Origin of the sequence: Burkholderia diffusa (assembly GCF_902499115.1) — a bacterium.
Classification (GTDB): domain Bacteria; phylum Pseudomonadota; class Gammaproteobacteria; order Burkholderiales; family Burkholderiaceae; genus Burkholderia; species Burkholderia diffusa.
In genome coordinates, this window is the sequence record NZ_CABVPN010000037.1 from 55803 (window position 1) to 68060 (window position 12258).

Here is a 12258-nt window from a genome sequence, read left to right on the forward strand (position 1 = left end):
GGAGCGTGTGCCTGCCGCCGCGCGACGGGCGGCAGGCGTTGCGGGTAACGGTCAGCCCGTCACCGGCGTCTCATGCAGGCGCAGCCAGCCGATGCGGCCATCCGTGTCGCGCTCGAACACGACGGTCGAACGGCGCACGGTTCGCCGCCCTGCCGCGTCGGTCTGCGTCTCGCGATAGGCGATCGTCGCGCCATCCTGCCACGCGCTCACTTCGTGCAGTTCGTCGATCGCGATCCGCAGGCCGGGCCGCGCGCCGAAGCCGCGCGAGAACAGGATGTCGATATCCGCGTAGTCGAGCGCATGCCCGTGCAGCGAGATCATCGAGAAGTCCCGCGAAAACCGCGCGAGCAGCGGCGCGAGCCCGTCGCGCGCCGCGCTGCCGGACAACCATTGCTCGATGTCGACGTGTGCGTCGACCACTTCCTGGAAAAACGGGTTTGACGAATTCATCTCGAAACTCACGAACGTTGAGAAGCCGCACGCCCGGCGGGCGCACGGTACGCGGCGAGGCGCGCGACGAACGGCAGCGGCAGCAGCGTCGCCAGGGTGGCCAGGCCGAAACATTGCCGGTACGGCAGCGGCCCGTCGTCCCCGTGCAGCGACAGCAGGAAGTTCAACGCGCTGCCCAGCACCGCGACGCCGATGCAGAAGCTCAGTTGCCGGTTGATGTTCCAGAGCGCGCTCGCGTCGCCCATTCGCGCGGCGGGGACATCCAGAAACGCCGCGCTTTGCGACGTACTCGTGCACATGCTGGCGCCAAGCCCCATCGCGACGAACGCGAGTACGCGCCCGGCCTCGAAACCGGCAAGCGGGGTCGCGAGCAACACGATCCCGATCGCGTCGATCGCGATCCCGCACATGAAAAGCGGCTTCGGCCCCCACTTCGGGAAACAGCGGCGCGTCGTCGCGATCGCGACGAACGACGCGATCGCCCATGGCACCATCAGCGCGCCCGTGTGCGTCGCGCTGAGCCCGAGCGCGTTCTGCAGATACAGGGCGGCGACGAGGTTCACGCCGGTGAACACGCCCGGCACGCACAGGTAGACGATCAGCCCGATCCGCAGCAGCGGCTGCGCAACCAGGCGCAGGTCGAGCAGCGGCGCAGCAGCCCGGCGCGCGTGCGCGGCATACGCACTGCCGGCGACGAGCGCGATCGCGAGCGCAACGAACGCGTCGCGACCCGCGCCCGGCTGTCCCGCGAACGTCAGGCCGAGCAGCAGCGCAACGAGCGCAACGACGCTCAGCCCGAGGCCGCGCACGTCGAGCGCCGGCGGGCTGCCATCCGGTTCGTCGGCCGGCAACCACGCGAACGCGAGCATGCTCGTGACCGCGGCGAGCGGCAGCATGCCGAAGAAGATCGCCCGCCACGACACGCGATCCACGACCACGCCGCCCAGCGCCGGCGACAGCGCCGGCACGAGCAGCGCGACCATCATCACGATCGACGTCAGGTGCGCCCGCGCATCGGGCGGATACGCGCGATAGGCCATCGTCTGCCCGACCGGGATCAGCAGTCCGCCGCCGAGCCCCTGGATCAGCCGCCATGCCAGCAGTGCGCCGATCGACGCCGACAGGCCGACGCCGAGGCTGCCGAGCGCGAACAGCAGCAGCGACGCGATCAGCAGCCGGCGCTCGCCGAAGCGTCGCGCGAGCCACGTGCCGAGCGGGATCACGACCGTCAGCCCGAGCACGTACGTGTTGCCGATCCACGCCAGTTGCGCGATCGACGCGTGCAGCTCGCGCTGGATCGTCGGATAAGCGGCGTTGATGACGAACATGTTGGCGAGATCGATCGCGAACCCGAGCAGGTAGACGGCGGCGATTTTCGAGCGATCGGTCATGGCGGCGGAAAACGAACGAAACGCCGCAGTGTAAGGTTCGCCGCGCACGTCGATAAGCCCGGCCGGACGGCAAGACTGGTCGAAAAATTTTGACAATCAGGGCACCATGTCGGTTTTCCGTCTCGTATCCGGCACGCCATGGTGAGTCTCGATCGTTTCGCCGTCTTCCGCGCCGTCGTGGAAGCTGGGTCGTTTACGGCCGCCGCCGCCCAGCTGAACCAGGCCCGGGCCGCGGTGAGCTTCAACATCAAGCAACTGGAAGCCGAACTCGGCGTCACCCTGCTCACGCGCACCACGCGGCGCGTCGAGCTGACCGACGCGGGCGAGCGCTTCCATGCGCGCTGCCTGCGCGTGCTGGAGGAAGCCGAAAGCGCGATCGAGGATGCGCGCAGCGAGCATGGCGGGATGCACGGCGTGCTGCGGGTGACGTCGACCGTCGAGTACGGGACGATGGTCGTCGCCCCCGCACTGCACACGTTCATGCAGCGGCATCCCGCGCTGCGCGTGCGGCTCGAAACGCATGCGTCGCAGGTCGACCTGGTGCGCGAGCGCGTCGACGTGGCGATCCGGCTCGGCCGCCTCGAACAGTTCCAGGATCTGCCGTACCGCGGCGCGTGCCTCGCGACGTACGAAGTGCGACCCGTTATCGCGCCGTCACTGCTCGCCGCGGCCGGCCTGTCGCACATCGAGTCGCCGGACACGCTCGCCCGGCTGCCGCAGCTCGGCCATACGCGGCTCGAGCGCATCGCCACGTGGCCGCTCGCCGATCGCGACGGCAACCCGCACGCGTTCCGGCCCGGCGCCAAGCCGCGCGTCGTGGTCGACAACGCGTCGGTCCTGCGCGTGCTCGCGCGGCAGGGCAGCGGTGTCGCACTGCTGCCCGAATGGCTCGTGCGCGACGATCTCGCGAGCGGCGCGCTGGTCGATGCGCTCCCCGGCTACCGGTTTCCGCCGCAGGCGGTCTATGCGCTGTACCCGTCGACCCCGCACGTGCCGCAGAAAGTACGTGCATGGGTCGACTTCATGAAGGCATATCTCGCCTGAACGCGGCGTGAACGCGGCAGGAACGCGGCAGGAGCGCGGCGACTCACGCGCGCGCCGCATCGTCCCGCAGCAGCGCGTCGATCCGCCGGGCGATCGCGAGCAGACGGCGATCACCGCCCCATGGCCCTTCCAGCATCAGCCCGACCGGCAGCGCCGTTTGCGCGGAGCGTCCGGCCGGGATCGAGACGGACGGCACGCCGGCGAGCGTCGCCGGTGAAGTCTGGCGTACGACGCGCGCGAATAGCGCCGCATCCTGCGCAGCGGTCATCGCGGCCGTGTCGTCGAGCGACGGCGGCTCGCCCGGCACCGTGGGCATCGCGATGCAGTCGACCGGCGTACCGAACGCGTCGTCGTACCAGCGCACGAGACGCTGACGGCACGCGATCGCGTCCGCATAGGTCTGCGCATCGACCGGCGCGGACACGAACGAACGGAAGATCGCGCGCACGTCGTCGCTCGCGATCCGCTCGACGAACGTGTCGAACGGGATGCCGAGCCGTTCCGCCGCGAAACGGCGCCAGTATCGGTTTGCCTCGTATCCCGCGAGCGGAAAGCCGCATGCTTCGCTGGCGTCGTGCAGCGGCATCGCCGGCAACGGCACGAGCGTCGCGCCGGCCGCCGCGAACGACGCGAGCGCACGCTCGATGCAAGTAGCGACGCCCGGATCGAGCTCATCGAAATACGGTGCACCCGGCACGCCGATGCGCAACTGCGGCCATTCGGGTGCGGTCGCCGTGCTGTCGTCGCGCGTCAGCACCGCGTCGAGCAGCAGCAGATCGTCGATGCCATGACCGATCGGCCCCACCGTGTCGCGCGTGGGCGACAGCGACAGCACGCCGTGCGCCGAATAGCGCTGCGCGGACGGCCGCAATCCGTAGACACCGCAGAATGCGGCCGGAATCCGCACCGAGCCGCCCGTGTCGGTACCGAGACCGAACGGAATACCGGCCGCGACGGCCGCCGCCGTGCCGCCGCTCGACCCGCCGGCGATATGCCGCGGATCATGCGGATTGCCGACTGCGCCGAAGTGCCGGTTGCCGCTCGTGATGCCGAACGCAAGCTCATGCATGTTCGCCTTGCCGAGCGGCACCGCGCCGGCGTCAAGCAGGCGCCGCACGGTCAGCGCGTCCGCGGCCGCCCGGTAGCCTCGCACCGCCGGGCTCGCGCCGAGCGTCGGCATCCCGGCGGTATCGAGGTTGTCCTTGATCACGAAAGGCACGCCGGCAAGCGGCAGCGCGGCGCCTTCGGCGACGCGCGCGTCGACGTGCTCGGCCGTGCGGCGCGCGAGTTCGCCATTGACGTGCACCATCGCATTGAGCGGCGCGATCGCCGCGAGACGCGCGAGCGCGTCGTCGGCGAGGTCGACAGCGCGGCGCTCGGCCGTGCGCACGGCATCGGCAAGCTCGTGCACGCACGCGGCGGAAACGAATGAAGGGGAAGAAACGCGGGTCGGCTGTGTTGTCATGTTGTGTGCTGGACGCGGAATCGATCGGGAAACGCGCAACGTGCCGGAGGCCCTCTCCGAGACGCTGCGCGAACGCGATGGTATCCCGGCCCGCGGCCGCACGCACACGATGCGCCGCGCGCCTACCGCTCGCGCGTTTCCTCCGCGTCGCCGACCGGGCGCGTCAGCCACGGCCCGATCTCCATCTCCTCGTACCGCACGAGCCGGCTCTTGCGCGCGCGGCGATACGCCCACCAGATCGCGACGAACAGCGGGATCCAAACATAGATCGACAACACTTCCATCCAGTCGATGCGGGCGGCGAAGAACGCCTGGTAATCCTGCCCGAGCGAGATCACGATGCAGATCGCGATCGCGAACAGCGGCCCGAACGGGAACCACTTCGCGCGATACGGCAGTTGATCGAGCCGGTAGCCCTGCTTCAGAAAGCCCTTGCGGAACCGGTAGTGGCAGACCGCGATGCCGAGCCACGCGATGAAGCCGGTGATGCCGACCGTATTGAGCAGCCACAGATAGATGCGCTGGTTGTTGGTCAGCGACGTGAGGAAGCACAGCCCGCCCACCGCCATCGTCGCGTAAAGCGCGTTGCGCGGCACGCCGCCCGGCGACAGCGTCGCGAACATCGCGGGCGCACGGCCTTCCGCCGCGAGGTTGTACAGCATCCGCGTGGCCGCATACGTGCCGGAGTTGCCTGCCGACAGCACGGCCGTCAGGATCACGAGGTTCATCGCGCCCGCGGCGAGCGGAAAGCCCGCATGGCTGAATACGAGCGTGAACGGGCTCACGCCGATGTCGGTCACGTCGCTCTTCAGCAGGTTCGGGTCGGTGTACGGCACCAGCAGGCCGATCACGAAGATCGCGAGCACGTAGAACAGCATGATCCGCCAGAAGATCTGCTTCACCGCGCGCGGGATCGTCTTGCGCGGGTTTTCCGATTCGCCGGCCGTGATCCCGACCAGCTCGGTGCCGAGAAACGAGAAGCCCGCGATCAGCGCGACGCTCATCATCGCGTGCACGCCGCCGACGAACGGCGCATCACCGGTCCTGAAGTTGCGCCAGCCGACCGGATGCCCGTTGCCGAGCAGGCCCGCCGCGATCAGCAACCCCGCCGCGATGAACGCGATCACGGTGACGACCTTGATCAGCGAGAACCAGTATTCGGATTCGCCGAAGCCGCGCACGGACAGCGTGTTCAGCAGGAAAATCAGCACCAGGAACCCCGCGCCCCACCACACCCCCGGCACGGCTGGAAACCAGTAGCGCATCACGATCTGCCCGGCGACGAGTTCGATCGCGATCGTCACTGCCCAGCTGTACCAGTAGGTCCAGCCGAGCGCGACGCCGAAGCCTTCGTCGACGTACTTCTCGCCGTAGATCGCGAACGAGCCCGACACCGGCATCAGCGCCGCCATCTCGCCGAGCCCGGTGACGACGAAGTAGACCATCAGCCCGATCGCGACATACGCGGCGATCGCGCCGCCCGGCCCCGCCTGCGCGACCGACGCGCCCGACGCGACGAACAGCCCCGTGCCGATCGAGCCGCCGATCGCGATCATCGCGATGTGGCGGCTCTGCAGCCGGCGCTTCAGCACCGTCCCGGACGGCGCGGCCGTCTCCACTGCCGCTTGCAAAGCATCCATAGTGTTCACCCTGATTGGATTCGGGCCGCTCCAATTGATTCGGAATACAAATCGATTGACCCGGTTATTCGCGTCGAAAACCAGTCCTGCATACCGGGCCGCACGGCAGAGTCAGACGACGCTGCGCTTGATCGCCTGCAACTCGGCCGTCGTCACGATCTTCTCGATCCGGAACCGCTGACTCTCCAGCCACATGTTCGCGATCCGCCGGTATTCGTCGAGATCCTCGCATGCGAGCCGCACCAGAAAATCGAACGTGCCGCTGACGAGCCAGCAGTCGAGCACCGCCGGGTTGTTCCGCATCTCGTCCTCGAACGGCGCCTGCGAACGCCCGTGGTCGGCCAGCACGATCTGCGCGATCACGACGATCGGCTTGGTCGCACGCGGCGCCTTGATCACCGCGCGATAGCCTTCGATCACGCCGAGCGCCTCGAGCCGCTCCACGCGGGCCTGGCATGGGCGCGGCGTGAGGTTCACGAGCTCCGACAGCTTCCGGTACGAGATCCGTCCGTCGGTGCGCAGGATGTCGAGGATCCGGAGGTCGATCTTGTCGAGCTGCATCTTCTTGTCGGTCATCGGCGTTCGCTCCGGTCGGGTCGTGGCTGGTGCGCGGAGCATCTCCTCCAGTTCCGCGCGGGGGCCACATTATCCGGCTGAAGCGGCCGCGCGCCAATCGGCTAGAAGCGCAGCGACAGGCAGGTCAGGCCGCCGTCCATCTTGCGGAACTCGCTCGTGTCGATCACATGCAGCGGCAGTCCGAGCGAGCCGATCGCGTCGTGCACGCGCGGATAGCCGGCCGGTGTGATCAGCGTGCCGTTCACGCGCAACGTGTTGCCCGCGTATTCATCGGCGGCCGAGACGGCGATCCGGCGGTAGTCGGCGAACGCCGGATGCTCGGCCAGCGCCTCGGTCACGAGCAGCGTGTCGTCGCCGAGCGCGTTGACCACCGATTTCAGATGCAGGCCGGCGCCGACCGGCACCGCGACAACGGCATAGCCGTAGCGCGACACCAGCGACTCGAACGCGGCGATGCCCTCGGCATCGGTGCGGCCCGTCAGGCCGATGTAGAAGCGCTTGCCGACCTGCATCACGTCGCCGCCGTCGAGGCGGCCCGCCTGCATCGGCAGCAGATCGCGATGCGCGCCGAGCGCTGCTTCGATGTGTGCCGTCTCGCCGCGCCGCGCGGGTGCTCCGGGGCGCGTGATCACCGCGAATTCGGGGGTGACGACGGCGACGTCCTCGACGAAGTGCGAATCGGGGAACGCTTCCAGCGGCGGCAGTTCGGTCAGTTCGACGCCGAGGCCGCGCAGCACGTCGCAGTAAGCGTGGAACTGCGTGAGCGTCTTGTCGTAGTCGGGCGCGCCGAGCGCGGCGGTGGTGAGACCCGCGCCGCAGGACTGCGCGGGACGGCGAATGATCGCTTGCGTGAATTGCATCGACTCCTCCATGGTCACGCTGCCCCCGTGCGGCGCACGGGGCAGCTGCGTTGTGTCCGGACCATTATCGGAAGCCAAATTGCGCAATTCGCGTCGAATTCGGGCGTGCCCGCAGCCGATCGCGTCGAATTGCAGGCGGGACGCAGCGGATTCGGCAGACGGCTGGCGTGCGCGGCGCAAACGCGCCCTACGCGTGTAGCGGAGCGGCTGACTCGTCCGCTGCGTCCGTTATGCAGCGACAGGCACGAACCCCATTTGCGCACGCCCCAGCGCCGTCAGATTGCCCTCGCCGCCTCGTCCGTCGAAATCGACCTCGAAATGATCAGCCGGGAAATCGGGCGGGCTGTCGCCGCGCAGGAACGCCAGCCGCTGGCGCTGCAGGTACGCGTCATTCTTCGCGCAACCGGGCGCCGCCGCGATGTACATCACGTTGCTGTCGCCGCTGCCGCGATGCGCATCCTCGACGGCATGCACGACGTCGCCGTGCCAGAACACCGCATCGCCCGGCTCCATGTGCGGGATCGGCACCAGCGCGTCGAGCAGCAGCGCATGCCATTCGGGCAAGATCGACAGCGCGCGCCCCGGACGCGCCCCGCACAGGTCGTCGTCGGCGACGTCGTCCTGCAGCGCACGCAGCACGACGTACGCCATTGCGTTCGAGACCGGGATCAGCTGCAGCGTGCCGTCGCCGGGCCCTTGCGGCGTCAGTGCGGTCCAACCCTGGAACGTGCGGAACATCGAGCACACGGCCGGCGACGGAATTTCCTCGACGTCGGGGCGGAACGCGGCGTCGAACGGATCGTAATCGCGCCAGCGGCCGGCCAGCACGTGGCGATAGACCTGCCGGAAATTCGCGCCGAGCCAGCGTTCGATCGAACCGCCGTCGACGTGCGGCGACAGTCCGAGCGACGTCGAGCCCGGCGGCCGGCGGCGGATCCGGTCCGCGTAGGCCGGCACCTGGTCGGGATCGAAATGCCTGCGCGGGCCGTCTGCATGACGCCACAGGCGGTTCAGGAACACGCGTGCCTGCGTGAGGGCCGGCGACTGACGCGCGGCCACCTGCGGCTTCGACCAGTAGACGCCGTAGATCTGCGGCTTGCCCGACGCGAGATTGCCGAAATAACGGTCCTCGGCACGCGCATGCAGCCGCTCGGCGAAGCGGTTCGCATCGAGATAGGCGCCGATCTCGTCGTTCCAGTCGCGCGCCTGCTGCGCGTCGAACACACCGCGGATCACCACCGCGCCGTGCGTACGGATCGCGGCGATCGCCTGCGGATCGACGGTGTCGTTCGCGATATCCGCGAATCGCAGCACCGGAATCACGTCGCGGCCTTGCGCGTGCGCGCGGCGGATCGCGTCGACCTGCCGAGCGATGTCACCCTCCAGTTCGCGGAACGTGGCCGCGTAACCGGGCAACTCGGCGCGCAGCGCCCTTTTTGCCGTGCGGATCGCGGCCGGCAGATCGTCAATCGTCAGGTGCATCGTCGTCTCCTCGCTGAATCGTGTGTCGTGGTGAGCATTCAGCGTACGGCCGACGCGTCGCCGTCATCGACACTATTCGGTCAACTATCGATACAATCCTGACAATCACTCGCTACTCGGGACGATGGCAGACCACGCACAGCTTGTTGCCGTCCGGGTCGCGGAAATACGCGCCGTAGTAGTCGGGGTGATAGTGCGGCCGCAGGCCCGGCGGCCCGTCGCAGGTGCCGCCCTGCTGCAGCGCGAGCGCATGACAGCGGTCGACCTGCGCGCGCGTCGGAGCGGCGAACGCGATCGTATGGCCGTTGCCCGGTTCGGGCGCGAGGCCGTCGAGCGGCGGGCCGAAGAAGAACAGCGGCCGGTCGGTATCGGCCGGCATCCAGCCCGACCAGCCGTCCGGCTCGCTGAACTTCAGACGCAGCCCGAGTTCCGCGAACAGCGGCGCGTAGAAGTCGTACGCGCGCGCGGTATCGCTGACGCCTACGCAAACATGTGAAAACATGGCATCGCTCCCGTCGTGACGATCGATCACGATCATGCCACGGCGCGTTGCCTCGCTCGACCGGAGATCGCGATGAAGCCGCAATACGAGCATGTGACGTTCGCCACCGGCTGTTCGATCCGCGTGTATCACCGCCAGCTCGCGCGCATCCCGTTCGAATGGCATCGCCACCCGGAATACGAACTGACGCTGACGCTCAACAGCCGCGGCCAGCGCTTCATCGGCGATCATGTCGCGCGCTACGCGGACGACGATCTGGTGCTCGTGCCGCCGAACCTGCCGCACACCTGGTCGTCAAATGCGCGCATCGATCGCGATGCGCCCGAGGTCGCGCTCGTCGTCTGGTTCGACGGCGACTGGGTGCGACGGCTCGCCGACTGCTGCCCCGAATACGCGCCGCTGCGCTCGCTGCTACGGCGCGCGGCGCCGGGCCTGCGCTTCGACACCAACACGGCCCGCGCGATGCGCGCACGGCTGCCGCAGCTGCTCGATCCCGCTCCGCGTGTACGACTCGCAGCCGCGCTCGACACGCTCGCCGATCTCGCGGAAGCAGGCGGCGAGCCGCTCGCCACCGCGCATGCGTACGGCCGGCCCGACGGCACGACACCGCGCGCCGACGCGGCCGCGCCCGAAGCCGAGCGCCTTGATCGCGTGCTCGATGCGATCGACCGGCGCTTCCACGAACCGCTGCGCATCGATGCGCTCGCCGCTGCCGCGCACATGTCCGAGCGCACGTTGCAGCGCCTGTTTGTCCGGCATCTCGGCGAAAGCGTCGGCCGCTACGTTCAACGGCTCAGGCTTGCGCACGCGTGCCGTCATCTCGTCGGTACCGACTGGCCGATCGCGACAGTGGCCGCGCGCTGCGGCATTCCGAATGCCGCGAACTTCAACCGCCAGTTCCTCGCCGCGCGCGGAATGACGCCGGGCGCGTACCGGCAGTTCTTCCTGCAGCACGGCCACGCGCCCGACGAAGACGCGCCGGCGCTCGACACGCGGCCGCCGTCGCTGGAGCGTCGCGCGAATCCGGAGCACAAATGAAAACACCCCGGCGGGATAAACCCACCGGGGTGTCGGGGCGTTGCGATTGCCCGGCGCTAGCGGCCTTGCGGCCGTTCGCGCCGCGCACGACTTAACGTGCGTTGAGCGGCTTCGCTTCGCGCGGCGTGTCGCCGATGAACAGCTGACGCGGACGGCCGATCTTCTGTTCCGGATCCGCGATCATTTCGTTCCACTGTGCGATCCAGCCGACCGTACGTGCCATCGCGAAGATACACGTGAACATCGACGTCGGGATGCCCAGCGCGCGCTGGACGATACCCGAGTAGAAGTCGACGTTCGGGTACAGCTTGCGCGACACGAAGTATTCGTCTTCCAGCGCGATCTTCTCGAGCTGCATCGCGAGCTTGAACAGCGGGTCGTCGTGCAGGCCGAGTTCGTTCAGCACTTCGTAGCACGTTTCGCGCATCAGCTTCGCACGCGGGTCGTAGTTCTTGTACACGCGGTGGCCGAAGCCCATCAGCTTCACGCCCGAATTCTTGTCCTTCACCTGCTTGATGAATTCGGGGATGTTGTCCGGCGAACCGATCTGCTCGAGCATGTTCAGCGCGGCTTCGTTCGCACCACCGTGCGCCGGGCCCCACAGACATGCGATACCGGCAGCGATACATGCGAACGGGTTCGCGCCCGACGAGCCGGCCAGGCGGACCGTCGACGTCGATGCGTTCTGCTCGTGATCGGCGTGCAGGATCAGGATACGGTCGAGCGCGCGAACGAGCACGTCGTTGACCTTGTACTCTTCGCACGGGTTCGAGAACATCATGTGCATGAAGTTCGCGCTGTACGACAGTTCGTTCTTCGGATAAACGAACGGCTGACCAATGCTGAACTTGTACGCCATCGCGACGAGCGTCGGCAGCTTCGCGATCATGCGGATCGCCGACACTTCGCGGTGACGCGGATCGTTGATGTCGAGCGAGTCGTGATAGAACGCCGACAGCGCGCCGACGGCCGCCACCAGCACCGCCATCGGGTGCGCGTCGCGGCGGAAGCCACGGAAGAAGAAGTGCATCTGCTCGTGCACCATCGTGTGCTTCGTGACGGTGTCGACGAATTCCTTCTTCTGCGCCGCGTTCGGCAGTTCGCCCTTCAGCAGCAGGTAGCAGGACTCGAGGAAGTCTGCGTTCTGCGCGAGGTTGTCGATCGGGTAGCCGCGGTACAGCAGTTCGCCCTTGTCGCCGTCGATGTACGTGATCGCCGAATTACAAGCTGCCGTCGACATGAAGCCCGGGTCGTACGTGAACTTACCGGTCTGGCCGTACAGCTTGCGGATGTCGATCACGTCCGGGCCCATCGTACCCTTGTAGATCGGCATTTCGACGCTCGGCGAGTTGTCGCTGAACGATAGCGTGGCTTTAACATCAGACGGAGTCATGGCACATCCTCAATCGAAATAAAGAAACGGGATTCGATAACGGGCGTAACGCATTACACGTTGCGCAGCATCTCCAACAGCCGGTGAATGTCCGGGCTGTCTAGGTCGCCTTCTGGTTCCTTGCGCGCGAGGAGCAAGTCCATCAGGTCGTTGTCGCTCAGATCGAGCAGGCGCGACAACGCGCCTACGTCTGCATCGGTGAGGTCATGCTCGTATCTGCTGAAGAAACGCTCGAAGATGATGTCGTTTTCCAGCAGACCCCGCCGCGCGCGCCAGCGGAGGCGCGCGCGACGGTGCGGGTCGGATTGATGCGAATCGTCGCTCATCACAAACGTCAAACCGCGCGACGAACCATCAGTTCCTTGATCTTGCCGATCGCCTTCGTCGGGTTCAGGCCCTTCGGGCAAACGTCGACGC

At 67.6% G+C, this 12258-nt stretch carries 12 protein-coding genes and 1 pseudogene; 2 read left to right on the plus strand and 11 right to left on the minus strand.

Going from position 1 to position 12258, the window contains the following annotated elements; genetic code table 11:
• Window positions 1–51: 51 nt before the first annotated feature.
• Together BTE28158_RS29445 and BTE28158_RS29450 are read right to left on the minus strand one after the other, a co-directional pair.
• Window positions 52–450: a DUF4440 domain-containing protein gene (locus BTE28158_RS29445; RefSeq protein ID WP_151050128.1), complete on the minus strand. Its 399-nt coding sequence runs from the start codon at window positions 448–450 to the stop codon at window positions 52–54.
• Window positions 451–458: 8 nt separating this feature from the next.
• The gene (locus BTE28158_RS29450) at window positions 459–1841 is read right to left on the minus strand and encodes an MFS transporter (protein ID WP_151050126.1); all 1383 of its coding nucleotides are present in this window, start codon (window positions 1839–1841) and stop codon (window positions 459–461) included.
• Between the two features lie 138 nt (window positions 1842–1979).
• Here BTE28158_RS29450 and BTE28158_RS29455 point away from each other — a divergent pair, with 138 nt between their 5' ends.
• Entirely contained in the window at window positions 1980–2885 is a 906-nt protein-coding gene (locus BTE28158_RS29455) for a LysR family transcriptional regulator (RefSeq protein ID WP_124628505.1), read from the plus strand.
• Between the two features lie 43 nt (window positions 2886–2928).
• Here the strand turns inward: BTE28158_RS29455 and iaaH are convergent, their stop codons facing one another.
• From iaaH to BTE28158_RS29485, 6 genes are all read right to left on the minus strand, one after another.
• The gene (gene iaaH, locus BTE28158_RS29460; RefSeq protein WP_151050124.1) at window positions 2929–4350 is read right to left on the minus strand and encodes an indoleacetamide hydrolase; all 1422 of its coding nucleotides are present in this window, start codon (window positions 4348–4350) and stop codon (window positions 2929–2931) included.
• A gap of 122 nt (window positions 4351–4472) precedes the next feature.
• Window positions 4473–5990 carry an amino acid permease gene (locus tag BTE28158_RS29465; RefSeq protein WP_151050122.1) on the minus strand — a complete coding sequence of 506 codons (1518 nt, stop codon included), beginning with the start codon at window positions 5988–5990 and terminating at the stop codon, window positions 4473–4475.
• 111 nt (window positions 5991–6101) lie between these two features.
• Window positions 6102–6566, minus strand: a complete 465-nt coding sequence (locus tag BTE28158_RS29470) for an Lrp/AsnC family transcriptional regulator (protein ID WP_059524722.1) — start codon at window positions 6564–6566, stop codon at window positions 6102–6104.
• Between the two features lie 101 nt (window positions 6567–6667).
• A complete protein-coding gene (locus BTE28158_RS29475; RefSeq protein ID WP_151050120.1) occupies window positions 6668–7426 on the minus strand; it encodes a dimethylarginine dimethylaminohydrolase family protein in 759 nt (252 codons plus the stop codon).
• Window positions 7427–7654: 228 nt separating this feature from the next.
• A complete protein-coding gene (locus tag BTE28158_RS29480) occupies window positions 7655–8908 on the minus strand; it encodes a DUF1479 domain-containing protein (RefSeq protein WP_151050118.1) in 1254 nt (417 codons plus the stop codon).
• Window positions 8909–9020: 112 nt separating this feature from the next.
• Window positions 9021–9410: a VOC family protein gene (locus tag BTE28158_RS29485; RefSeq protein ID WP_124904767.1), complete on the minus strand. Its 390-nt coding sequence runs from the start codon at window positions 9408–9410 to the stop codon at window positions 9021–9023.
• A 72-nt stretch (window positions 9411–9482) separates the two neighbouring features.
• Here BTE28158_RS29485 and BTE28158_RS29490 point away from each other — a divergent pair, with 72 nt between their 5' ends.
• A complete protein-coding gene (locus BTE28158_RS29490) occupies window positions 9483–10448 on the plus strand; it encodes a helix-turn-helix domain-containing protein (RefSeq protein WP_151050116.1) in 966 nt (321 codons plus the stop codon).
• 91 nt (window positions 10449–10539) lie between these two features.
• Here the strand turns inward: BTE28158_RS29490 and gltA are convergent, their stop codons facing one another.
• The 3 genes and pseudogenes from gltA to sdhB form a co-directional block, all read right to left on the minus strand.
• The gene (gene gltA / locus BTE28158_RS29495; RefSeq protein ID WP_050011289.1) at window positions 10540–11841 is read right to left on the minus strand and encodes a citrate synthase; all 1302 of its coding nucleotides are present in this window, start codon (window positions 11839–11841) and stop codon (window positions 10540–10542) included.
• 53 nt (window positions 11842–11894) lie between these two features.
• On the minus strand, window positions 11895–12167 hold the full coding sequence (locus tag BTE28158_RS29500) for an FAD assembly factor SdhE (RefSeq protein ID WP_011355742.1): 273 nt from the start codon (window positions 12165–12167) through the stop codon (window positions 11895–11897).
• Between the two features lie 8 nt (window positions 12168–12175).
• A pseudogene (sdhB, locus tag BTE28158_RS29505) lies at window positions 12176–12258 on the minus strand (succinate dehydrogenase iron-sulfur subunit); the annotation flags it as partial.

What these genes read in the sequence shown, in the direction of transcription:
- BTE28158_RS29445 (WP_151050128.1), bottom strand. Translation starts at nt 450, where the DNA reads ATGAATTCGTCAAACCCGTTTTTCCAGGAAGTGGTCGACGCACACGTC.
- BTE28158_RS29450 (WP_151050126.1), bottom strand. Translation starts at nt 1,841, where the DNA reads ATGACCGATCGCTCGAAAATCGCCGCCGTCTACCTGCTCGGGTTCGCG.
- BTE28158_RS29455 (WP_124628505.1), top strand. Translation starts at nt 1,980, where the DNA reads ATGGTGAGTCTCGATCGTTTCGCCGTCTTCCGCGCCGTCGTGGAAGCT.
- iaaH (WP_151050124.1), bottom strand. Translation starts at nt 4,350, where the DNA reads ATGACAACACAGCCGACCCGCGTTTCTTCCCCTTCATTCGTTTCCGCC.
- BTE28158_RS29465 (WP_151050122.1), bottom strand. Translation starts at nt 5,990, where the DNA reads ATGGATGCTTTGCAAGCGGCAGTGGAGACGGCCGCGCCGTCCGGGACG.
- BTE28158_RS29470 (WP_059524722.1), bottom strand. Translation starts at nt 6,566, where the DNA reads ATGACCGACAAGAAGATGCAGCTCGACAAGATCGACCTCCGGATCCTC.
- BTE28158_RS29475 (WP_151050120.1), bottom strand. Translation starts at nt 7,426, where the DNA reads ATGCAATTCACGCAAGCGATCATTCGCCGTCCCGCGCAGTCCTGCGGC.
- BTE28158_RS29480 (WP_151050118.1), bottom strand. Translation starts at nt 8,908, where the DNA reads ATGCACCTGACGATTGACGATCTGCCGGCCGCGATCCGCACGGCAAAA.
- BTE28158_RS29485 (WP_124904767.1), bottom strand. Translation starts at nt 9,410, where the DNA reads ATGTTTTCACATGTTTGCGTAGGCGTCAGCGATACCGCGCGCGCGTAC.
- BTE28158_RS29490 (WP_151050116.1), top strand. Translation starts at nt 9,483, where the DNA reads ATGAAGCCGCAATACGAGCATGTGACGTTCGCCACCGGCTGTTCGATC.
- gltA (WP_050011289.1), bottom strand. Translation starts at nt 11,841, where the DNA reads ATGACTCCGTCTGATGTTAAAGCCACGCTATCGTTCAGCGACAACTCG.
- BTE28158_RS29500 (WP_011355742.1), bottom strand. Translation starts at nt 12,167, where the DNA reads ATGAGCGACGATTCGCATCAATCCGACCCGCACCGTCGCGCGCGCCTC.